This is a genomic window from Agromyces sp. Root1464 (assembly GCF_001427265.1).
Taxonomy (GTDB): Bacteria; Actinomycetota; Actinomycetes; order Actinomycetales; family Microbacteriaceae; genus Agromyces; species Agromyces fucosus.
On record NZ_LMFU01000003.1, the window covers coordinates 224486 to 245966 of the forward strand.

Below are 21481 nucleotides of genomic sequence, written 5' to 3' on the forward strand. Positions count from 1 at the left end.
GGCTCCTTCTAGCGGTTCTGGTAGCGGACGACGACGTCCGCGATCTCAACATCCAACCAGACGAGGTCGCCCGGTTTCGCCTCCGGGATGTCGCAGCTCGTGGGGGTCTGCGCCTGCCGGCCGTTGCGGTCGCCGTCGACGCCGCAGCTGAAGGTCACTGGGAGTCCGGAGTTCTCCGGCGCCGAGGTCCACGACCAGGTCTTCGCGGCTTCGTTCCACGCGCGGCTGGGGAGTGCGAACGTCAGCGAGGGGCGGGCGTCGGAGGGCAGCACCTCCGACCACGGGCCGCAGCTCCCCCAGATCGAGCAGCTCCGCACCTGGAACCGGACCGTCTCGCCGAACGGCCTGGCGAAGAGTTCTTGCGCCCATCCGGAGCCGCCGAAGCTCTGCAGCGTGCCCGGGATCTGCGCGCCGTTGCCGTCGACGGCGACGATGTCGTATCGCCAGGCACCCGGCGAGACCCCGGCGATGTACCGGTCGTAGACGTCGGCGGTGCGCATTCCCATGCGACTGTCGACCTTCCGGATGGCATCGGGCGACGGCCGCACGATCGTGCCGACGACCTCGGTGTTGGCGCAGGCCGCCCGATTGTAGCCCCAGACGAGGAAGGAGTACCTCGTCGCCTCCGCACCGGTGCCCGCGAACTGCACGCTCGTCGTTCCGGGCCCGACGTGCACGACCTCGGCGACCGTTCCCCCGCTCGACGGCGCGACGACGCTCCCGGGAGCCGGGCTCGTGACCGAGCACGCCTGCGCCCCACCGGGTACCCCTGACGCCCCGTCGACGAGGCGCTGCACGAAGTACCCGCCGATGGGATCCCCGTTGCCGCCGAATGCGTCCCAGGCGACGGTGACGGTGCCGGCCGCGGCGTCGCCGTTGACGAAGATCGCGCCGGCGACCGGCGGACCGAAGGGGGTTCCGCTGGTGCCCGCCTCGGTCCAGACCGCGAGAGCCGGGAGTGCCTGGTTCCTGGCTCCGACCGTGATCGGCACCTGGCTGCCGTTCTCGAGCGGCTGCGAGTCCGTCGAGCAGAGCGTCGCCGTGCACGCGGCCGCCGCGGAGACCTCGTTCGAGACGCCGGCGACCGTGACGACGTACGACCCGATGGCGCTGCCGGACCCCGCGGGCACCGGATCCCACTCGACGCGGAGGTACCCGTCGCGCGGAACAGCCCGCACCCCGGAGGGCGGCGGCGGGATCACGTCGGACCACACCGGACCGGGCGCCTCGACCGGATCCGAGAGGCCGATGCCGTTCCTCGCCCTGATGCGCACCTGCACGGCATCGGACTGGCCGTTGCCGGGGGTCGAGACGGTGCACGTCGTCGCAGCGCACTCGGAGGAACTCACGGCGTCGCCCGTCGCGGCATCGACGAGCTCGATCTCGTACCCCGTGATCGGGGAGTTGTTGAAGGCGCCCGCCCCGAACACGAGGTCGAGGGTGCGGTCGCCGAAACCCGTGACCTGTGCGCCGGTGACGGGGTCTGGCCGGTCCTGCACGGAGATCGTGACGAGGCCCCATGCGTTGCGGGCGGCGTCGCCGGTCGCGTCGGCCACCTCGTACTGCACCGTCGAGTTCACCGGCGCCGCCCCCTGGGCGACCGTCACCTCGAGCTTCGACCGGTCGTCGCTCGGCACGATCGAGATCCCGTCGGGAAGGCTGTCGGCATCGGCCCCGCGCACATCGACGACGCGGAGCGGCACGTCGGGGAACGGGTTGGTCGCCCCGTCGTTGGCCAACACGTCGATCGTCGTGGTCCGCCCGCGCTGCGCGACGGCGGTGTCGGCCGCCGGTCGGGCGATCGGTCTCGTCGACGGGACCACGTGCAGCTCGATGCGCCCGGACCTGCCGTCGCCCGCCTCATCGGCGACGCCGATGGCGACCGTCGCCACGGTGCCGTTGGTCGTCGATGCATCCGCCTCGATCGTGAGGTGCGAGCCGTCGAGGGAGAAGCGGAAGCCCTCCGTCGGCGGCGGCAGCAGTCGGTACGCGAGCTCGTCCCGTTCCGAGGGATACGGGTAGTTCGTGAGCTTCACGAGGTCGATGTCCTTCGACTGCCCGGGTTCGAAGTCGATGACGCCGCCGGTGAAGACCGGCGGCTGGTCCTCGGTCGGTGCCACCTCGATCGGGATCACGATGGTTCCGGTCCGGGCGGACGGATCCGTCGCCGACTCGCCGTCGGTGACCGTGAACGAGAGCGATGCCGGTCCGTAGTACCCCTCCTCGCTGCGATACCGCAACGTGTCCTGGTCGACCACCAGGTCGGAGCCGTCGCTGTGCGAGGCGCGCACCGTCGCGGCATCCGTGATCCGCACCGGGCGACCGGACGCCGCGATGACGAAGTCGTCGAGCTCGAGCTCCAACTCCTCGCCGCTCATGACCTCGACACGGGGAGCGTCGGCGCGCAGTTGCGGCAGTGCATCGTCACGGCCCGGCACCCAGATGAACGCGTAGGCGACGATCGAGGGGTCCTCTGGGTGGGCCACGGAGAACGGGATGACACGGCGGCGGTCCTCGACCTGCACGCGGATGCTCCCGTCCCGGCGCACCTCGGCGCCCGCGTCGTACCCGTCGACGAGCCCCACGACGAGATCCGACACGTCGGCATCGGCGAGGAACACGTTGCGCAGCACCGGGACGTTCACGAACTCCTTGTCGAGGATGTCGCTCAGCGTGAGGACCGTGTCGGATGCCTCGGGGCGGGCCAGCGGCGCATCGTCGCGGGCGATGATGCTGAGGAAGGTCGAAGCCTCGCTGAGCTGTTCGTTCTGGATGACGTACACGAACCCGTACTCGCCCTCACCGGGAGGCACGACGACTTCGATCGTGTCGTCGACGATGTCCGCGACGGCATCGCCCTCGGTCGCCTCGACGCTCTCCAGGGTGAGCGCACCCCCGTCGGGGTCGGAGTCGTTCTCGAGGACCCGGACGGCGACCGTTCGGCCAGGGCGCACCTCGACGACGTCATTGCCGGCGATCGGCTTGCGCGCACCGTCGAGTCGTGGGGCGATGCCGACGCGGACCGTGCCGACGGCAGGGGCGCCGAGCGCGTCGACGACCTCGTACTCGAACTCGTCGGTTCCGGCCGAGTACTCGCCCGCCTGGTACTCGAACCAGTCGGCGCCGTGCGAGGTGACGTTGCCGAGCTCGGGGTTGCCGCCCTGGCCGAGGAGTTGCACGCTGTCGCCCTCGGGGTCGGATCCGCTGAGCGGCACCGGGATGCGGACGGTGTCGCCCGCGAGCACGCGGGCGGTCACCGTGGCCGGCACCGGTGGGGTGTTGGTCTCGGGATCCGCTGCACGCACCGACATCTGCACGGTGGCGGTCGCCGACTGCGGACCCGGCCCGGTGATGCGGTACACGGCCTCGTACTCCCCCGGCGTCTCGGGAGCGAAGTAGCGGAGGCGGTCGCCGTCGACGAAGAGGAGCCCGGCCTCCGGCTCGCGTTCGAGGACCGGCTCGAGCGTGATCGGCAGCGCATCGGGATGCTCGTCGTTGGCGAGCACAGCGATGTCGACGACATCGCCCGTGCGTGCCGAGATCTTGTCGGGCACCGCGACGGGCGGTTGGGCGACTTCGAGCTGCGGCACCTCGACGACGGTCACCTCGCCCTCGGCTTCCGCGAGGCCGTTGCTGATGCGGTACCCGAACACCGTCGACCCCGTCTCGAGCGGGCCGGAGAGGGTGACCCGGAGGATGCGATGCTCGATGACCTCGACCTGCACGGCGGCCTCGGCCTCGGGTTCGCCCAAGCCGGTGAGGATCAGCACCCCGCCCGTCGGGTCGATGTCGGTGGCGAGCACGTCGACGTCGACCGGCTCGCTGTTGCGGACGAACGCCGTGTGCGGCACCGTGATGGGCGTGGTGCCGAGCTCGGGCGGCGCGGAGACGTCGACCCTGACCACGCCCGTCGTCGTCCAGGTGCCGTCGGTCACCGTGTATTCGAGGGAGTGGGTGCGCACGGCCGAGCTCACGAACCGGAAGGTGCCGCCGTCGAAGTCGGGGGTGAGCTGCGCATCCGGCTTGGCGGGCACGGCGCTCAGCTGGATGGTCCCGGACCCGCCGCGCACGTGCTGCAGCGGGTCGACGCGCACCTCCTGGCCCGCCGTCGCGAGCACGACGAACGGATCGGCCACGAGCGGCACGTCTCCGGGAGCGCGCACGCCGAGGCCGAGCACGCCGACGGCGGTGTCTCGGCCGTCGGACACCTCGAGGGAGACCGAGCGCTCGGCCCCGGCGCCGCCCTTCTCGTCGAAGACGACCACGCCGTCGGCCGTCGACGACAACGAATCGGGTTCGGCCGAGGTGGCCCGCTTGAGGAAGAACGGATCGCCGTCGGGGTCAACCCAGTCGCCGAGCACCGCCGTGCTGACGCGGCCGCCCTGCTGCACGAGGGCCTTGGTGGACCGCCGCTGCTCGGGCGGTGCGTTCTCGTCCGTCTCGCGCACGGTCACGCTCACCGTGGCGTGCGCTGCGCCACCGAAGCCGTCGTCGACCGTGTACCCGAAGGCGATGACACCGGATGCCTCGTCGCCGAGCACGAGCTGCAGTTGCTGGTTCTCGGCGATCCGGTCGAGCGCGACTCCGGGCGGCAGTTCGCCGTCGACGGCCTCGATGACGAGTGCGTCGCCGTTGGCGTCGTAGTCGTTCAGGAGCACGGGCAATGGCGTCGTCCGCCCGGGGCGGGCACCGAACTCGTCGTCGGCCGCGACGGGCGCCACCTGGCTCTTCTCGATCGTCGGCGGGGTATCGGGGTCGTTCTGCTCGATCGTCTCCTCGTCGCGCTCGATGTCGAGCAGCTCCTGCCAGTTGTCGATCAGTCCGAACTCGGCGCCGACCGCCCAGGTCTTGCCGCTGCGCCGTTCGTTGAGCACGAGCGTGGCGCCGTTGGCGAGGTAGGTGTAGTCGCCGCTCCGGGTCGCCGACGGGAGTTCGAAGGGTTCCGCCGGGCCGGCTCCGCAGGCGCGCACGGCGGTGCCGGCCGCCCACGCCGCGTAGAGGCAGCCGTTGTGCACGATCGGGACCGCGGGCAGGCCCGACCGCCCGTCGACCCGCGTGATCGGCGCACCGCCGTCGAGACCCACGGTGATGAGACCGCGCCGCGTCGCGATCGCGACCTCATCGCCGTGGCTCGAGGCTTGCTGCAGCACGGGCTCGTCGTTGGCCGCGACGAACTCGGAGAGGTCGACGGCGCCGCGATCGAGGTGGAGGGTCCGAGTGCCGGCGTCCAACACCGCCCAGCGATCGGCGACCGAGGTGATCTGCACGTCGGGGTCGCCGGCGACCGATTCGATCTGCCAGCGCGTGCGCGCGGTCTCCGCGTCTGCAGCGTCGACCAGCGCGACGTCGCCGGTCGAGGGCGTGTACGCGACGAGCGTGCCGTCGGGATCAACGGACGTCACCGACCCCTTGCCGAACGACAGCATGGGTTCCGCGTCGGCGTCGAACTGCGCGAACGCGTCGAGCGGTGTCGTCCAGACGTCGCCGTCGGAGACGATGACGACCCGTGATCCGGCGAGCGAGAGCATCGCATCGTCGGGAGGGACCGCGACCGTCTCCGAGATGCTCGACGTCGTCGCATCGATCACGCGCACCGTCGCGCGCGCACGGTCGAGCGCGAGCACCGTGGGGCCCTGCTGCAGGATGTCGATGCCCGTCGAGCCGGTCTCGACCACCGAGTTCAGTTCGAGCAGCGCCGTGTTCGCGCGCCCGATCGCCTGATGCTCATTGCTGCTGACCCAGACCGCCGCGTCGCCCAGATCGACCCGTTGCGCCGCATACCCGCCGGAGGCGATCGCGACACCGGCCACGAGGGCCACCACAGCGGTCGTCGCCGCCGCGGTGATCGCTGCGGATCGCGGCTTCGGGAGACGGCTGAGATCGGGAAGCCTCGGCATCATGATCCCTGGTCGAGGTCGACCGTCACGTCGACGCAGCGTTCAGCGCTCGAGTCCCCGGTCTTGCCGTCTCGCGCGACCTTGACGCTCGCGCAGACCCGGTCTCCGTCTTCGGCGGGCACGGTCACCCTCGCCTCGCGTTGCAGCGGGCGGGTCTCGCCGTCGACGGTCACGACGTACGCGTCGGACGCCTGGAGCCCTGGGTCGTTCCAGGAGAAGGTCACGGTCTCGCCCGCGACGACGCCCTGCACGTCGGTGACGACCGGGATCGACCTCGTGCCCTGGATCACGAAGTACGCGCCGGCGCCGACGAGCGCGATCAGGAGCACGGAGACGAGGGAGATGCCCCAGGCCAGGCGCGCCGACGTCGGCGGGGTCGTCCGGATGCGCCCGGTGCCGTGATCGCGCGGGCGCGAATCCGCCTCGGACCGGGTCGCGGCGAGCGCGCTGCGCGAACGCCGACGTCGCGGCGCCCCCTCACCGGTGCCGTGGGTCCCGCTGATGCGGGTCTGCTCGTCGACGTCGACCGCGGTGGCGAGTGCCCAGTCGTCCATCGCCACTTCGAGCGGCGTCTGCGAGAGCCCGAGCTCCTCCTCGACCGACTGCAGGTCTCGGATGAACTCGAGGGCGCTCGACTGCCGGGCGGACGGCCGAAGCGACATCGACCGTGCGAGCACCTGCTCGAGGCTCTTCGGCACGTCGATCCGCCCGGTCGGCGTGTACTTCGCCTTGTCGATGCGGGCCATGAGCGCCCCGGACCCGTTGTCTCCTCCGGGCGTCTCGAACGGGCTGCGGCCGGCGAGGAGCGAGTACACGGTGGCGCCGAGCGACCACACCTCGCTCGCCACGCTGCCGGACACCTCGTCGTGCAGCACCTCTGGCGCCGACCACGGGATCGACAGTCCGACGGCGTCGGAGGACTCCGCCTCGCCGAGGGTCGCCGCGATGCCGAAGTCGGAGAGCACCGGGTGCCCGTACGCGGTGGTGAGGATGTTCGAGGGCTTGATGTCCCGGTGCAGCACGCCCTGTCGATGGGCCGTCTCGACCGCGCTCGCGATGCGCACGCCGACGGACAGCACCTCGGCGAGCGGCAGCTGGACGGCCCGGTAGCGCTGCCCGAGCGAGGCCGAGCAGTACTCCATCACGAGGTACGGGCGTCCGTCGGCGGCGACGCTGGCCTGGTAGACGGTGAGGATCGACGGGTGCGAGGAGAGCTGGGCCATGAGGTTCGCCTCGGCCTGGAACATCTGCCGCAGGTCGTCGTTGACGACCTCGGCGAGCAGCACCTTCACGGCGACGAGGCGACGAGGCATGTTCTGCTCGTAGAGGAAGACGTCGGCGAAGCCGCCCGATCCGAGCACGCGGATGAACGCGAAGCCAGGCAGGTTCGGCGGTGTGGACGGCAGTCGGCGAGACACGGTCCTCCTGCCTGCTCTGGGTCGGTTCGACGCCGCCCGGTGGCCGGCGGCGCCCGGTGCCCATCATTGTATCCGCGGGTGACGGATGCCTCGTGGTGCTGTGCACAGCTCGGACGGCCGAGCCGCCCCGGGGTCAGCCGCGTGCCGGCTCGACCTCGCCCGACGACTGCGCGCCCGCGGGGCGCACGACCTTCAGCACGTCGACGACGATCGCGGTCACGTTGTCGCGGCCGCCGTTGCCGAGCGCGGCTTCGAGCAGCTGACGTGCGGCCTTCTCGGCCTTCGCGTTGGCCATGAGGAAGTGGCGGATGCCGTAGGTCGTGAGCTCTTTCGTGAGTCCGTCGGAGCAGATCAGGAGGCGCATCCCGGGTTCGACGGCGATCGCGCGGTAATCGGGGATCGGCGCCTCGTGGAAGCCGACCGCGCGGGTGATCACGTTCGAGTGCGGATGGGTGTCGGCCTCCTCCCTCGTGATCTGCCCGGCATCGACGAGTTCCTGCACGATCGAGTGGTCGACCGTCAATTGCTCGAGGACGCCGCCGACCAGACGGTAGACGCGCGAGTCGCCGATGTTGAAGACGATCCACGCCGGTTCGTCGGCGATGGCGCCGAGCGCCGCCCCGGTCACCGTGGTGCCACTGCCCTCGTCGGTGACGCCGGCACCGCGGCCCATGTCCTGCACCGCCAGACGGAGCGCGTGGTCGATCTCGGGCGTGCCGACGAGCGTCTTCCCGCCGTGTTCGGCGAGCCGAGTGACGACGGCGGCACTCGCGAAGTCGCCGGCGGCATGGCCGCCCATGCCGTCGGCGACGGCGAACACCGGCGCCTGGGCGATGAAGCTGTCTTCATTGACCTCGCGGCGGAGTCCCGTGTCGGTGACCGCCGCCCACGCGAGCGTGACCTCGGTGCCGTCGGGCAGCGTGATCCGGTGGCGGGCGTTGCCATTGCCGATCTGGGTCACCTGTGAGGCCTGCTGTCTGTTCGGGTCATGCGCCGGGAGCACCCTGGGCGGAGAGGATCTCGATGATCGTATCGTCTCCGAGGTCGAGGGTGGCGCCGGGAAGCACGACGATGGACTCCCCCGCTCGGAGCCGACGCGCGCCCGAGGCCGTGCGGAGCACGGTGCCGTTCGTCGAGTGCAGGTCGGTCGCGACGAGGCGGGAGCCGACGAGGCGGAGTTCGAGGTGGGTGCCCGAGACCACCGCCGCCGGGGATTCGACCGCGAGGAGTTCGGGCTGCACACCGCTGCCTGAGATGCGCGGCGGCAGCGGCTTTCGCCCGATCAGCACGGGCGCCGCGACCGTGAGCGGCACTCCGTCGCCGATGCGGAACCGAGGGCCGTTCGCATCGGCCGCGGCGCCGTCGTGATCGGCCGGCAGTAGCGCCGGCGGCGTCACCCCTCCCGACGACGTCGTCGGCGCACCGGGCGGCTCGCCGACCCGCGTGCCGGTCCGGGGCGTGACGATCGTGTCGGCGACGGACTCCTCGAAGCCCGGTTCATGGCGGCGAGGGGTGAGCAGGGTGTCCGCGTCGAGCCACGGCGTGGGCGCGGGCGCGTCGGGCTGCCGCGCCTCCGCCGTCCACTCGACCGACGAGGTGCGCAGGCTCGCGCGCCGGTGGACCACGGGCTCGCCCGCGGCCTGCACGCGATCGAGGGGTGCCGCGGCATCCGTGATGCGCAGGGCCACGACGTCGTCGAAGTCGGCGAGATGCCACGGCCGGATCCCCCGCGCGTCGAACCGGCGACTCCCACCCGGCGAGGCGAGGTCGACGACCGCGTCCCCCCGGACGACGGCGGTGACCTGCGTGGTCGCCGCCTCGTCCCACCAGACGAGCCCGAAGGACTCGATCGGATCGACGCGGCCCGACGGGACGATGCCGACGAGCGCCTCGAGCGCGAGACCGCCGTCGCTCGCCGCCTCGGCGAGCGCGCTCAGCACCGGTTCGGGTGCGGGCGCGACGAGCGCGGCGATGAACCGGTCGCCCACGATCACGTCCCACGCACGCGCGCCGGCCACCGCCGTACTCGAGACAGCGCCGGAGACCATGCGGAACATTCTGGCACCGTGCCCGCCGTGCGCACGAGGGGTTCGGCATCATCGGCCGACGATCGTCGGCCAGACGCGTTCCGTCGCGAAATCTCGACGATTGCTGTGGATTCAGTTGATTTGGAACCAGAATTCAACGGAATCGCTTGCACGAGGCATCGGTCACTGTCACAATCGTGCCATGACGAACAACGGGCGTTCCTCGCAGCCCCGGCCTGTGCAGCTCGACGACGTTTCCAAGGCGATCATCGAGCAGCTCCAGGCCGACGGGCGCCGCTCCTATGCGGATGTCGGCAAGGCCGTCGGACTGTCCGAAGCCGCTGTGCGGCAGCGCGTCCAGCGGCTCACCGAGTCGGGCGTCATGCAGATCGTCGCGGTGACCGACCCGATGCAGCTCGGCTTCACGACGCAGGCCATGATCGGCATCCGCACCACGGGAGACACCCGTGTCGTCGCGGCGCGACTCGCCGAGATCCCCGAGATCGACTACGTCGTGCTCACGGCCGGCAGCTTCGACGTGATGGCCGAGGTCGTCTGCGAGAACGACGACGAGCTGCTCGACCTGCTCAACACCCGCATCCGCGTCGTCGAGGGCGTGCAGTCCACCGAGACGTTCGTCTACCTGAAGCTCCAGAAGCAGTTCTACAACTGGGGCACTCGCTGAGACAGGCGAGTGCTCATCGAGAAAGGGAATGGCATGACCGGAACGGTCTATGACAACGACGCGCTGCAGCAGAAGGCGAAGGATCATCTCTGGATGCACTTCTCCCGGCAGTCCACGATGGAGACGTCGGGGGTGCCGATCATCACCCGCGGAAAGGGCCACCACGTCTACGACGTGCAGGGGCGCGAGTACTTCGACGGTCTCGCGGGCCTCTTCGTCGTGAACGCGGGCCACGGGCGCGCGCGCCTCGCCGAGGTCGCCGCGAAGCAGGCCGAGCAGCTCGCCTTCTTCCCGATCTGGTCGTACGCCCACCCGTCGGCGATCGAGCTGGCCGATCGGCTCGCGGGGTATGCACCCGGCGATCTGAACCGGGTGTTCTTCTCGACCGGTGGCGGTGAGGCCGTCGAGACGGCGTTCAAGCTCGCGAAGTACTACTGGAAGCTCCAGGGCCGCCCCACGAAGCACAAGGTGATCTCGCGTTCGGTGGCCTACCACGGCACCCCGCAGGGCGCCCTCGCGATCACCGGCATCCCCGGCATGAAGGAGATGTTCGAGCCGGTGACCCCCGGCGGCTTCCGCGTGCCGAACACGAACTTCTACCGTGCCGCCGAGATGGGCGCCCCGGCCGACGACCTCGAGGCCTTCGGCCTCTGGGCTGCGAACCGCATCGAGGAGATGATCCTCTTCGAGGGCCCCGAGACGGTCGCCGCGGTGTTCCTCGAGCCCGTGCAGAACTCGGGCGGCTGCTTCCCGCCGCCCCCCGGCTACTTCAAGCGCGTGCGCGAGATCTGCGACCAGTACGACGTGCTGCTCGTCTCCGACGAGGTCATCTGCGCGTTCGGCCGTCTCGGGCACATGTTCGCGTGCGACGCCTACGGCTACGAGCCCGACATGATCACGTGCGCGAAGGCCATGACATCGGGTTACTCCCCCATCGGCGCGACGATCGTCTCCGAGAAGATCTACGCTCCCTTCGCCGAGGGCAACACGTCGTTCTACCACGGCTACACCTTCGGCGGTCACCCGGTCTCCGCCGCGGTCGCGCTCGAGAACCTCGACATCTTCGAGGAGGAGGGGCTCAACGAGCGCGTTCGCGAGAACTCGCCGCTGTTCCGCGCCGAGCTCGAGAAGCTGCTCGACCTGCCGATCGTCGGCGATGTGCGCGGCGACGGCTACTTCTTCGGCATCGAGCTCGTGAAGGACAAGGAGACCCGCGAGACGTTCGATGACGACGAGTCCGAGCGGCTGCTCCGCGGGTTCCTGTCGAAGGCACTGTTCGACGCCGGCCTGTACTGCCGTGCCGACGACCGCGGCGACCCCGTGATCCAGCTCGCACCGCCGCTCACGATCGGTCCGGCCGAGTTCGCAGAGATCGAGCAGAAGCTGCGCGGAGTGCTGACCGAGGCATCCAACCGCCTCTGACGACCGAAGCTCGCCCGACGGGTGTCCCATGGGGATCCTCCGTCGGGCGAGCTGCACGACCTCGCCGCTCGCCCACTCATCGTGCCGTCGGTGGAGGTCACCGGCCGCTGAACGCCCACTCGGGCAGCGTGCCACTGCCGATGAGTGCCGCGAGCAGGCCCGCCATCGAGTGCGCGGGATCGAGCTCGATCGCGCGGTCGATGAACGCTCCCGCCGCCGAGCCGCGGCCGAGCGACCACGAGAGCCAGGCCGCGATGCAGAGCGGTCCGACACGTTGGGCCGGCGGCGCATTCGCGATCGCGCGGCGCAGTACCGCGAGGGCCCGTTCCACGCGGCCGGCATCGGGACGCAACTGCGAGTGGCCGATCATCAGGCGAGAGAGCATCTCGCTCATCTCGCACGTCGTGCCGCTCGCCAGTTCCCGCACGACGAGTCCGTCGATCGTCTCATCGTGCTCGGCCGCGCGTTCGGCCGTGGCGATCGCATCGTCATGGGCCGCCTCGCCGACCAGTGCTCCGAAGGCCACCTGCAGCATCATCGCGTCGCGTACGGCGGGTACGGAGGCGAGGTGGAGGAACCAGGCCAGGCGGAGCGGCGGATGCAGTGCGTCGCGTGCGACGAGCGACTCCACGAGCGCCACCGGGTCGCCGTCGGCGCCGAGCCGCCGCAGCGCGTCCTCGCGCCCGTGACCGGCGAGCTGACCGAGCGCCTCGGCGATGGGACCGGCGACGTCGGGTTCCTCACGTGGCAGCTCTGCACTCGCGGACGGCGAGGCCGCGACCTCGCGAACATCGCCGGCGAGCGATGCCACGGGGCTCTCGTCGATGAGCGCGAGCGGATGTCCCGCTGCGGGTGTCGTCGGGTCGAGCAGGGAACCCCACCCGTCGGCTGCCCGGCACAGCGCATCCCGCACGAGGAATCCCGCCTCCTCGGCCCGGGCTGTCAGCATTCCGAGCAGCGCGCGTTGCGGCATCCCGCGTCCGGTGCCGAACCGGGCCGCCGTGTACACGATCGGCACGACGGCGTCGACGCCCGGCATGCGGCACATCGCACCGATGACCGATGCGACGAGCGGGGCGCGATCACGCACCAGCCGTGGCAGGTCGTAGCGCAGGACCCCTGCCGTGCGGTTGCCGCTGAAGGCCACGCAGACGAGGGACCGCTGGGGATGGAAGCCGGCCAGCGACGGGACGAGGGCGAGGAAGTCGTGCGCCGCTTCGGCGCGGATGATGGTGGTCATGCGCCGAGCGTGCGTCTTCGCCGGGCTGCTCCGGCGGAGTCGGCGACGATCGGTATCCGGTCGCGCCGCGGCGGCCGATGTGGAGGAGGAGTGGGACCGACTCGTCCTCCACAACCCGGGGATACCCGGGGAGTCCGCGATGTCCGATTCCCGCGAGCCGGTGTCGCACGCCGGGGTTACGCTCGAATCATGACGAACGTGTACCTCATCCGCCTCGACAGCCCGATCGGGCGTCTCGAACTCGTCGCCGATGACGAGGCCGTCACGAGCCTCTCCATCGAGAGCGGCGGCATGCTCCCCCACGATGACGCTCCAGAACACCCCAACGACGTGCTCCGCACCGCTCGCGACCAGCTCGTCGAGTACTTCGCGGGGCAGCGCCTCGACTTCGACGTTCCGGTGCGGCTCACCGGCACCCCGTTCCAGCAGGCCGTCTGGGCCGAGCTCGAGCGCCTCCAGTGGGGCGAGGCGACCTCCTACGGCGCGCTCGCCGCCGCGGTCGGCAAGCCGGGTTCGGCCAGAGCCATCGGCGGCGCCGTAGGCGCGAACCCCGTGCCGATCCTCGTGGGCTGCCACCGAGTGCTCGCGAGCGACGGCCGCATCACCGGCTACTCCGGCGGCGAGGGCGTTCCCACGAAGCTCTGGCTGCTCGGCCACGAGCAGATCGGGTTCGCCGCGTGAGCGTCATCCCCAGACCCGAGATCATCGTCGGAGACGACGGACTCGCACGGTGCGGGTGGGGAGCCGTCGATCCCGAGTACCGTCGCTACCACGACGAGGAGTGGGGCACGCCCCAGCACGATCCGGTGCGACTCTTCGAGAAGGTCTGCCTCGAGGGCTTCCAGGCAGGTCTCTCGTGGATCACGATCCTCCGGCGCCGTCCGGCCTTCCGCGAGGTGTTCCACGGGTTCGATGCCCGGCGCATCGCCGTCATGACCGACGACGACGTCACCCGCCTGCTCGGCGACGAGCGCATCATCCGGCACCGCGGCAAGATCGAGGCGACGATCCAGAATGCCCGGGCCACCCTCGACCTCGACCTGCCGATCGACGAACTGCTCTGGAGCTTCGCACCGCGACCCAGCTCGGTCGCACCGTCGACCTTCGCGGAGGTCCCCGCCACGACGCCCGAGTCGACTGCGATGAGCAAGGAACTGCGCCGACGCGGATTCCGCTTCGTGGGGCCGACGACGATGTATGCGCTCATGCAGGCGTCGGGCATGGTCGACGACCATCTCGCGGCCTGTCATCGTTCGGCCCGTACCGCCGCGGCCTAACCTGATCGCCGGCCCGCGCGCAGGTCCGATCCGCGCGCCGATCCAGGCCCGGCCGCGGTCAGGCGACGAGTTCGAGTTCGCGAACGCCTGCGGCGTCCCGTTCCGGGCCGAGCGTGAGCGAGAAGCCCGCGGCGTGCGCCCACTCGATGAGTTCGTCGACCGACGCGATCTGAGGCCTGGCCGTCAACACGGCACGGGTGAAGAGTCCCTTCGCGCGCTTGTTGAAGTGGTTCAGTGCTCGTCGCCGACCGGAACCATCGACCGAGACCACCCGGACGAACGCCGCTTCCGCGCGCTCGGGAGCGGGCCCGAGGTCGACGTAGGCCTCGGAACGAAGATCGAGGACGACCCCGGACTCCCTCGCGAGTTCGGTCGCGATCGCGTCGCGCCAGAGCGCCTTCAGCCGGATCGCCGGCAGGCGCGAATCGTGGGAGAGCCGGTACGCCGGGATCGGGTCCGTAGCCCCGAGCAATCCGAAGAGTGCCGAGTGCACGACGACGTGGTCAGCGGCATACGACCGTGCGTCGTCATCGAGCGTGGGGGCATCGAGCGCATCGAAGAGGACGCCGGTGTAGCGATCGATCGCCGGCATCGTCGGAGACTGGAGCACATCGCGATTGCGGTCGACCTCGTTTCCTTGCCGGGGGCCGAGCTTGAGTGCCCGCATCATGTCGTCGGGCTCGAGCGCCAGCTCCGCCACCGCGGCAGTCGTGATCGTTCGGATCGAGGTGAGCGAGGCGAACGAGAGCTGCTCCAGGTCGAGCGCGGCATCGATGCCGCCGTCGCGTTTGGTCTCGGACGGCGGGAGGAGCAGCCGCACTACGAGCCGATGAAGGCGAGGGCCGCGTCGACGTTCGAGCCGAGCGATCCGATGCTGTCGATCGTGACACGCGGCAGGGCCGACGACGGTCCGGTCCAGGCCGCATACCCCTCGAGGCTCTGCTCCACGGCGCGCCAGGTCGTCTCCTCGAGGTGCGGGAGCTTGCGCTCGCGCTTCTCGAGGCGCGAGCGGTGCAGTGCTTCGTCGGAGCACACGACCTCGATGACCCGAAGGCGCACATCGGCACGCTCCGCGAGGTCGCGCCACTGCAGACGAGCAGCCTCACCCGCATTGACCGCGTCGACGATCACCGTACGACCCGAGTCGAGTTCCTTCTCGGCGATCTCCTCGGCCACGAGGTAGGCGGCGAGACCGGTCGGCTGGTCGGCATCGATGCCGGCCCGCAGGATCGCGGACTCGATCGGGTCGACGGACACGACCGTGGCGCCGAGCCGGGCGCCGATGATCTCACCGATCGTCGACTTTCCCGCACCCGGCAACCCGGCCATGACGATGAGCTGGGTGACACTCAGGTCACCGAACTGGCGTTCGATCGGCTGCTCCCCCTGCATCCGTTCCCCCTCAGACGAGCTCGGCGCGGGACGCGACGACCTGCACCGCGTTCGCCTGCACCGACAGGAATCCGTCGTCGGCATTGGCGGTGATCTTCTCGCCGCCGGGCAGGGTGACCCGCACTTCGCCGCCGGCGAGGATCGCGAGCATCGGCTCGTGACCCGGCAGGATGCCGATCTCGCCTTCGACGGTGCGTGCCACCACCATGGTCGCCTCGCCCGACCAGACCTGCTGGTCGGCCGAGACGACACTCACGTTGAGGCTGGCCATGCTCAGCCGTTCTCCTTCTGGATCTGCGCCCACTTCTCTTCGACGTCGGAGATGCCACCGACGTTGAAGAAGGCCTGCTCGGCCACGTGGTCGAACTCGCCCTTGGCGATCGCGTCGAACGACTCGATCGTGTCCTTGAGCGGAACCGTCGAGCCCTCGACTCCGGTGAACTTCTTCGCCATGTAGGTGTTCTGAGAGAGGAACTGCTCGATACGGCGCGCACGCGACACCGTGATCTTGTCTTCCTCGGAGAGCTCGTCGACACCGAGGATCGCGATGATCTCCTGCAGTTCCTTGTTCTTCTGGAGGATCTGCTTGACCGTGGTGGCGACGCGGTAGTGGTCCTCGCCCAGGTAACGGGGGTCGAGGATGCGCGAGGTCGAGGTCAGCGGGTCGACGGCCGGGTAGAGGCCCTTCGACGCGATCGCACGCGACAGCTCGGTCGTGGCGTCGAGGTGGGCGAAGGTGGTCGCCGGCGCCGGGTCGGTGTAGTCGTCGGCGGGGACGTAGATCGCCTGCAGCGAGGTGATCGAGTGTCCGCGCGTCGAGGTGATGCGCTCCTGCAGGACGCCCATCTCGTCGGCGAGGTTGGGCTGGTAGCCCACGGCCGACGGCATGCGGCCGAGGAGCGTCGAAACCTCGGAACCGGCCTGCGTGAAGCGGAAGATGTTGTCGATGAAGAGCAGGACGTCCTGCTTCTGCACATCGCGGAAGTACTCCGCCATGGTCAGGGCCGACAGGGCGACGCGGAGACGCGTTCCCGGCGGCTCGTCCATCTGGCCGAAGACGAGGGCGGTCTTGTCGAAGACGCCCGCCTCCTCCATCTCGTGGATGAGGTCGTTGCCCTCACGGGTGCGCTCGCCGACACCGGCGAACACCGACACACCACCGTGGTCCTGCGCGACGCGCTGGATCATCTCCTGGATGAGGACGGTCTTGCCGACACCCGCACCACCGAAGAGGCCGATCTTGCCACCCTGCACGTACGGCGTCAGGAGGTCGATGACCTTGATGCCGGTCTCGAACATGGAGGTCTTCGACTCGAGCTGGTCGAAGGCCGGAGCCTTGCGGTGGATCGGCCAACGCTCGGTGATCTCGATCTGCTCGCCGGGAGCCGCGTTCAGCACCTCGCCGATGACGTTGAAGACCTTGCCCTTGGTGACGTCGCCGACGGGAACCGAGATCGAGGCGCCCGTGTCGGTGACCTCCTGGCCACGAACCAGACCGTCGGTCGGGTTGAGGGCGATCGCGCGGACCAGGTCGTCACCGAGGTGCTGTGCGACCTCGAGCGTCAGCACCGTGGTGTTGCCGTCGATGGTGATCTCGGTCTTCAGCGCGTTGTAGATCGGGGGGATCGAGTCGTGCGGGAACTCGATGTCGACGACGGGGCCGGTGACCCGGGCGACGCGGCCGACGGCGCCGGCCACAGGCGCGGCCGCGGCCGGGGCGGTAGCGGTGTCAGTCATGTGTTCTCTCTCTTCGTAAGGGGCTACTTGGCGGACGACAGCGCGTCAGCGCCGCCCACGATCTCGGAAATCTGCTGGGTGATCTCGGACTGGCGCGCATTGTTCGCCAGACGCGTGTAGTCGGTGATGAGCTTGTCGGCGTTGTCGCTCGCCGACTTCATCGCCTTCTGCGTGGCAGCGTGCTTCGCCGCCGACGACTGCAGCATCGCGTTGTAGATGCGGCTCTCGATGTAGACCGGCAGGAGGCCGTCGAGGACGGTCTCGGCGTCGGGCTCGAACTCGTAGAGCGGGAACACCTCGTGCTTCGTCGAAGCCTCGGGAGCCTCGTCGCTCTCGACGACCTCGAGCGGGAGCAGGCGGGTGACCACCGGAACCTGGGTGATGCGGCTCACGAAGCGGTTGTAGACGATGTGGATCTCGTCGACGCCGCCGTCGGTCGCGTCCCGCAGGAACGCCTCGAGCACGGCGTCGGCGATCTCCTTCGCCGTGTCGAAGTCGGGGTTGTCGGTGCCGCCGATCCAGCTGCGCTCGAAGGCGCGGTGCCGGAAGTTGAAGTAGCCGACGGACTTGCGCCCGACGAGGAAGTACTCGACCGCCTTGCCCTGGCCCTTCAGGAGCTCGGTGAGCTCCTCTGCTTCACGCAGCACCTGCGAGTTGAACGCACCGGCGAGGCCGCGGTCGGACGTGAAGATCACGATCGCAGCGCGATCGATGCGCTCCGGCTCGGTCGTCAGCACGTGTGCCACGTTCGAGTAGCTCGCAACGGCCGAGACTGCGCGAGTGATGGCGGTCGAATACGGCTCCGACGCCGCAACGCGCGCCTGAGCCTTCTGGATCCGCGAGGCGGAGATGAGCTCCATCGCCCGCGTGATCTTCTTGGTCGTCTGGGCAGATTTGATCTTCTGCCGGTAGACCCGAAGCTGCGCTCCCATGTTTCTCCTGTGTCCTGTCTTCCTGGTACTGAGGCTCTCGACTCGACCCCGTGAGGTCAGTTCCCGTCGAGAGCCTCAGGGAACCTCGGAATGACTAGCGGCGACCCTTGACGATCTTCTCCTGGACGACCTCTTCTTCAGCGATCGCCTCGAACTGCTCGGAACCGACCGAGGCGAGCGGCTTGCCCTCGCCGGTCTGGAACTCGAGCTTGAACGTGTCGACTGCCGTCGCGAGTTCGGCCGCGGTCTCGTCGGAGAGCACGTTCGTCTCGCGCAACGAGTCGAGCACCTTGGTGTTGCGGGCGAGGAAGTCGTGCAGCTCGCTCTCGAACCGGAGGATGTCTTCGACCGGCACCTCGTCGAGCTTGCCGTTGGTTCCGGCCCAGATCGAGACGACCTGCTTCTCGACGGACATCGGCGAGTACTGCGGCTGCTTGAGCAGCTCGGTGAGGCGTGCGCCTCGGGCGAGCTGACGGCGGCTGGCAGCGTCGAGGTCGGATGCGAACATCGCGAACGCCTCGAGCGAGCGGTACTGCGCGAGCTCGAGCTTCAGCGTGCCGGAGACCTTCTTGATCGACTTGACCTGTGCGTCACCGCCGACTCGGGAGACCGAGATGCCGACGTCGACAGCAGGGCGCTGGTTCGAGTTGAACAGGTCGGACTGGAGGAAGATCTGGCCGTCGGTGATCGAGATCACGTTGGTCGGGATGTACGCCGAGACGTCGTTCGCCTTCGTCTCGATGATCGGCAAGCCCGTCATCGAGCCGGCGCCCAGCTCATCGGAGAGCTTCGCGCAACGCTCGAGCAGACGCGAGTGCAGGTAGAAGACGTCACCGGGGTACGCCTCGCGTCCCGGCGGACGACGCAGGAGCAGCGACACGGCGCGGTAGGCCTCGGCCTGCTTCGACAGGTCGTCGAAGATGATGAGGACGTGCTTGGAGTCGTACATCCAGTGCTGGCCGATCGCCGAGCCGGTGTACGGAGCCAGGTACTTGAAGCCGGCCGGGTCGGAGGCGGGAGCCGCGACGATGGTCGTGTACTCCATGGCTCCGGCGTCTTCGAGCGCGCCCTTCACCGAGGCGATGGTCGAGCCCTTCTGGCCGACGGCGACGTAGATGCAGCGAACCTGCTTCGACGGGTCGCCGGTCTCCCAGTTGGCCTTCTGGTTGATGATCGTGTCGATCGCGATGGCCGTCTTACCGGTCTGGCGGTCGCCGATGATGAGCTGACGCTGGCCGCGGCCGACGGGGATCATCGCGTCGATGGCCTTGATGCCGGTCTGCAGCGGCTCGTGCACCGACTTGCGCTGCATGACGCCGGGCGCCTGCAACTCGAGGGCACGACGGCCCTCGATGCCGGTGATCTCGCCGAGGCCGTCGATCGGGTGGCCGAGCGGGTCGACGACGCGGCCGAGGTAGCCCTCGCCGACCGGGACGGAGAGGACCTCGCCGGTGCGGGTCACCTCCATGCCCTCTTCGATGCCGGTGAACTCGCCGAGCACGACGACGCCGATCTCGTCTTCGTCGAGGTTCTGCGCGAGACCGAGCGTGCCGTCCGCGAAGCGGATCAGCTCGTTCGCCATGACCGAGGGAAGACCTTCGACGTGCGCGATGCCGTCGCCGGCGTCGGTGACGTACCCGACCTCGGTCTTCTCCGCCTGTCCCGGCTCGTACGACGAGACGAACTCCGAGAGAGCCGAACGGATCTCGTCGGGGCTGATGGTGAGTTCTGCCATTGTCTTTTCCCTTTTTCTGTACCGGTTGTACAGCTACTGGTGTGTCACGGCGCGGACGCCGGTCGTTTCAACCGGCGTCAGCCGGCAAGCTTCTGCCGCAGCGAACTGAGGCGCGAGGCGACGCTGCCGTCGATGACGTCGTCGCCGATCTGCACGCGGATCCCGCCGAGCACGGCGGGGTCGACGATGGTGTCGAAGCGGACACGGCGGCCCGCCTGGACGGCGAGGCCCTGCTCGAGCCGGCCCAGCTGGGCGGCGGTGAGCGGAACCGCACTCGTGACCGTCGCGATGTCGAATCCGCGCTGGTCTGCGACGACGGATGCCCCGTGGCGGAGCAGCTCGCCGATGCGGCGACCGCGAGGCTGCTGCACGAGGTGCCGCACGATCACGACCGCCTGCGGCGATGCCTTGCCGACGAGGAGCCGGTCGACGATCTTCGTCTTCGCGTCGGTCTCGCCGAGCTTCGACCCGAGCGCGAGCTCGAGCTCGGCATCTCCGGCGACCGCACGCTCGAAGGCGAGCAGTTCGGAGTCGAGGTCGACGGTGTCGGGAGCGGAGTCCGCGGCGACGCGGATGCCGATCTCCTCGATGCCGGCGAGGAAGTCGTCGCCCGACGACCACCGGCGCGAAGCCGCGCTCACCAGGAGCGAGGCGGCCTCGGCCGGAATGCGGGAGCCGAACACGGCCTCGACGAGCGCGCGCTTCTGCGCGACATCGGCCTCGGTGTCGATGAGAGCCGTGCGCAGGTGCGCGGACTCGCCGATGACACGGCCGGCGGCGAGGAGGGCCTCGGCGACGGGGAGCTCGGCGCGGCCGAGCTCCGCGAGCGCGGCCTTCGAGCCGGCCATGGCCTCTCTCGTAGCGCTACCCATGGACTACTTCTTCCCTCCGGCGGCGGCCTCGGAGGCCTCCAGTTCGGCGAGGAAGCGGTCGACGACCGCGGTCGCCTTGGCGTCGTCGGTGAGCGACTCGCCGATGACTCCCGATGCGAGGTCGATGGCGAGCGTGCCCACCTCGGAGCGGAGCGAGACGAGTGCCGTCTGGCGCTCCGCCTCGATCTGCGCCTGTGCGCTCGCGGTGACGCGAGCGGCCTCGACGGTTGCGGCGTCCTTGGCCTCGGCGACGATCTTCTTGCTGTCGTCGCGAGCGGTCTCGCGGATGCGACCGGCTTCGGTGCGCGCGTCGGCGAGCTGGGCGGTGTACTCCTCGAGTGCCGCCTCGGCCTTGCGCTGCGCCTCGTCGGCCTTCGCGATGTTGCCCTCGATCGCCTCGCCGCGCTCATCGAGCAGCTTCTGCACGCGCGGGAGCACGTACTTCCAGAAGAAGATGAGGATGATGATGAAGCAGACCGACGACCAGATGATGTCGTACCACTCCGGAATCACCGGGCTGTGGGTCTCGCCACCCTCGGTTGCAGCGCTCAGTACTGCATGAAGCACGTTGGCCTCCTCAGTTGCGGCGAATGGATCAGACGAAGATGAAGTAGGTGGCGATGCCGATGAAGGCGAGCGCCTCGGTGAAGGCGATACCGATCCACATCAGCACCTGGAGGCGGCCGGCCAGCTCGGGCTGACGGGCGACGCCCTCGATCGTCTTGCCGACGACGATGCCGACGCCGATGGCCGGGCCGATGGCCGCGAGGCCGTAGCCGACCGTCGCGATGTTGCCGTTGATCTCAGCGAGAACGGTGGTTGCGTCCACGTTGGGTTTCCTTTCCTA

At 69.5% G+C, this 21481-nt stretch carries 18 protein-coding genes; 4 read left to right on the top strand and 14 right to left on the bottom strand.

Annotation, left to right across the window (positions count from 1 at the left end; translation table 11 throughout):
• Positions 1 to 8: 8 nt before the first annotated feature.
• From ASD23_RS16685 to ASD23_RS16700, 4 genes are all read right to left on the bottom strand, one after another.
• Positions 9 to 5897: an Ig-like domain-containing protein gene (locus tag ASD23_RS16685; RefSeq protein ID WP_157377147.1), complete on the bottom strand. Its 5889-nt coding sequence runs from the start codon at positions 5895 to 5897 to the stop codon at positions 9 to 11.
• On the bottom strand, positions 5897 to 7315 hold the full coding sequence (locus ASD23_RS16690) for a serine/threonine-protein kinase (RefSeq protein ID WP_056014013.1): 1419 nt from the start codon (positions 7313 to 7315) through the stop codon (positions 5897 to 5899). Before ASD23_RS16690 ends, ASD23_RS16685 begins: the two co-directional genes overlap by 1 nt.
• A gap of 133 nt (positions 7316 to 7448) precedes the next feature.
• Positions 7449 to 8276, bottom strand: a complete 828-nt coding sequence (locus tag ASD23_RS16695) for a PP2C family protein-serine/threonine phosphatase (protein ID WP_056014949.1) — start codon at positions 8274 to 8276, stop codon at positions 7449 to 7451.
• A gap of 25 nt (positions 8277 to 8301) precedes the next feature.
• Positions 8302 to 9363 carry an FHA domain-containing protein gene (locus ASD23_RS16700; RefSeq protein WP_157377148.1) on the bottom strand — a complete coding sequence of 354 codons (1062 nt, stop codon included), beginning with the start codon at positions 9361 to 9363 and terminating at the stop codon, positions 8302 to 8304.
• 181 nt (positions 9364 to 9544) lie between these two features.
• Here ASD23_RS16700 and ASD23_RS16705 point away from each other — a divergent pair, with 181 nt between their 5' ends.
• Complete coding sequence (locus ASD23_RS16705) at positions 9545 to 10027, top strand: Lrp/AsnC family transcriptional regulator (protein WP_056014018.1); 483 nt, start codon at positions 9545 to 9547, stop codon at positions 10025 to 10027.
• A 33-nt stretch (positions 10028 to 10060) separates the two neighbouring features.
• Complete coding sequence (locus ASD23_RS16710) at positions 10061 to 11449, top strand: aspartate aminotransferase family protein (RefSeq protein ID WP_056014022.1); 1389 nt, start codon at positions 10061 to 10063, stop codon at positions 11447 to 11449.
• A gap of 97 nt (positions 11450 to 11546) precedes the next feature.
• Here the strand turns inward: ASD23_RS16710 and ASD23_RS16715 are convergent, their stop codons facing one another.
• On the bottom strand, positions 11547 to 12689 hold the full coding sequence (locus ASD23_RS16715) for a DUF4192 family protein (RefSeq protein WP_056014025.1): 1143 nt from the start codon (positions 12687 to 12689) through the stop codon (positions 11547 to 11549).
• A 189-nt stretch (positions 12690 to 12878) separates the two neighbouring features.
• Between ASD23_RS16715 and ASD23_RS16720 the strand changes: the two genes are divergently transcribed.
• Both ASD23_RS16720 and ASD23_RS16725 read left to right on the top strand, forming a co-directional pair.
• Positions 12879 to 13370: a methylated-DNA--[protein]-cysteine S-methyltransferase gene (locus ASD23_RS16720; protein WP_056014029.1), complete on the top strand. Its 492-nt coding sequence runs from the start codon at positions 12879 to 12881 to the stop codon at positions 13368 to 13370.
• A gap of 5 nt (positions 13371 to 13375) precedes the next feature.
• Positions 13376 to 13966: a DNA-3-methyladenine glycosylase I gene (locus ASD23_RS16725; RefSeq protein ID WP_056014951.1), complete on the top strand. Its 591-nt coding sequence runs from the start codon at positions 13376 to 13378 to the stop codon at positions 13964 to 13966.
• A gap of 58 nt (positions 13967 to 14024) precedes the next feature.
• Here ASD23_RS16725 and ASD23_RS16730 read toward each other — a convergent pair whose 3' ends face one another.
• The 9 genes from ASD23_RS16730 to atpE form a co-directional block, all read right to left on the bottom strand.
• Positions 14025 to 14786: a YaaA family protein gene (locus ASD23_RS16730; protein WP_056014033.1), complete on the bottom strand. Its 762-nt coding sequence runs from the start codon at positions 14784 to 14786 to the stop codon at positions 14025 to 14027.
• On the bottom strand, positions 14786 to 15358 hold the full coding sequence (locus tag ASD23_RS16735) for an AAA family ATPase (RefSeq protein ID WP_056014036.1): 573 nt from the start codon (positions 15356 to 15358) through the stop codon (positions 14786 to 14788). The genes ASD23_RS16730 and ASD23_RS16735 overlap by 1 nt, the downstream gene beginning before the upstream one ends.
• A 10-nt stretch (positions 15359 to 15368) precedes the next feature.
• Positions 15369 to 15629: a F0F1 ATP synthase subunit epsilon gene (locus tag ASD23_RS16740; protein ID WP_056014040.1), complete on the bottom strand. Its 261-nt coding sequence runs from the start codon at positions 15627 to 15629 to the stop codon at positions 15369 to 15371.
• A 2-nt stretch (positions 15630 to 15631) separates the two neighbouring features.
• Positions 15632 to 17095, bottom strand: coding sequence for a F0F1 ATP synthase subunit beta (atpD, locus tag ASD23_RS16745; protein ID WP_056014043.1), 1464 nt, complete (start codon positions 17093 to 17095; stop codon positions 15632 to 15634).
• A gap of 23 nt (positions 17096 to 17118) precedes the next feature.
• The gene (locus ASD23_RS16750) at positions 17119 to 18027 is read right to left on the bottom strand and encodes a F0F1 ATP synthase subunit gamma (protein ID WP_056014047.1); all 909 of its coding nucleotides are present in this window, start codon (positions 18025 to 18027) and stop codon (positions 17119 to 17121) included.
• Positions 18028 to 18121: 94 nt separating this feature from the next.
• Positions 18122 to 19762, bottom strand: a complete 1641-nt coding sequence (gene atpA / locus ASD23_RS16755; RefSeq protein ID WP_056014050.1) for a F0F1 ATP synthase subunit alpha — start codon at positions 19760 to 19762, stop codon at positions 18122 to 18124.
• A 77-nt stretch (positions 19763 to 19839) separates the two neighbouring features.
• A complete protein-coding gene (locus ASD23_RS16760) occupies positions 19840 to 20634 on the bottom strand; it encodes a F0F1 ATP synthase subunit delta (RefSeq protein WP_056014053.1) in 795 nt (264 codons plus the stop codon).
• 3 nt (positions 20635 to 20637) lie between these two features.
• Positions 20638 to 21201, bottom strand: coding sequence for a F0F1 ATP synthase subunit B (locus ASD23_RS16765; protein ID WP_056014062.1), 564 nt, complete (start codon positions 21199 to 21201; stop codon positions 20638 to 20640).
• A gap of 28 nt (positions 21202 to 21229) precedes the next feature.
• Positions 21230 to 21463: an ATP synthase F0 subunit C gene (atpE, locus tag ASD23_RS16770; protein WP_022888426.1), complete on the bottom strand. Its 234-nt coding sequence runs from the start codon at positions 21461 to 21463 to the stop codon at positions 21230 to 21232.
• Positions 21464 to 21481 lie beyond the last annotated feature (18 nt).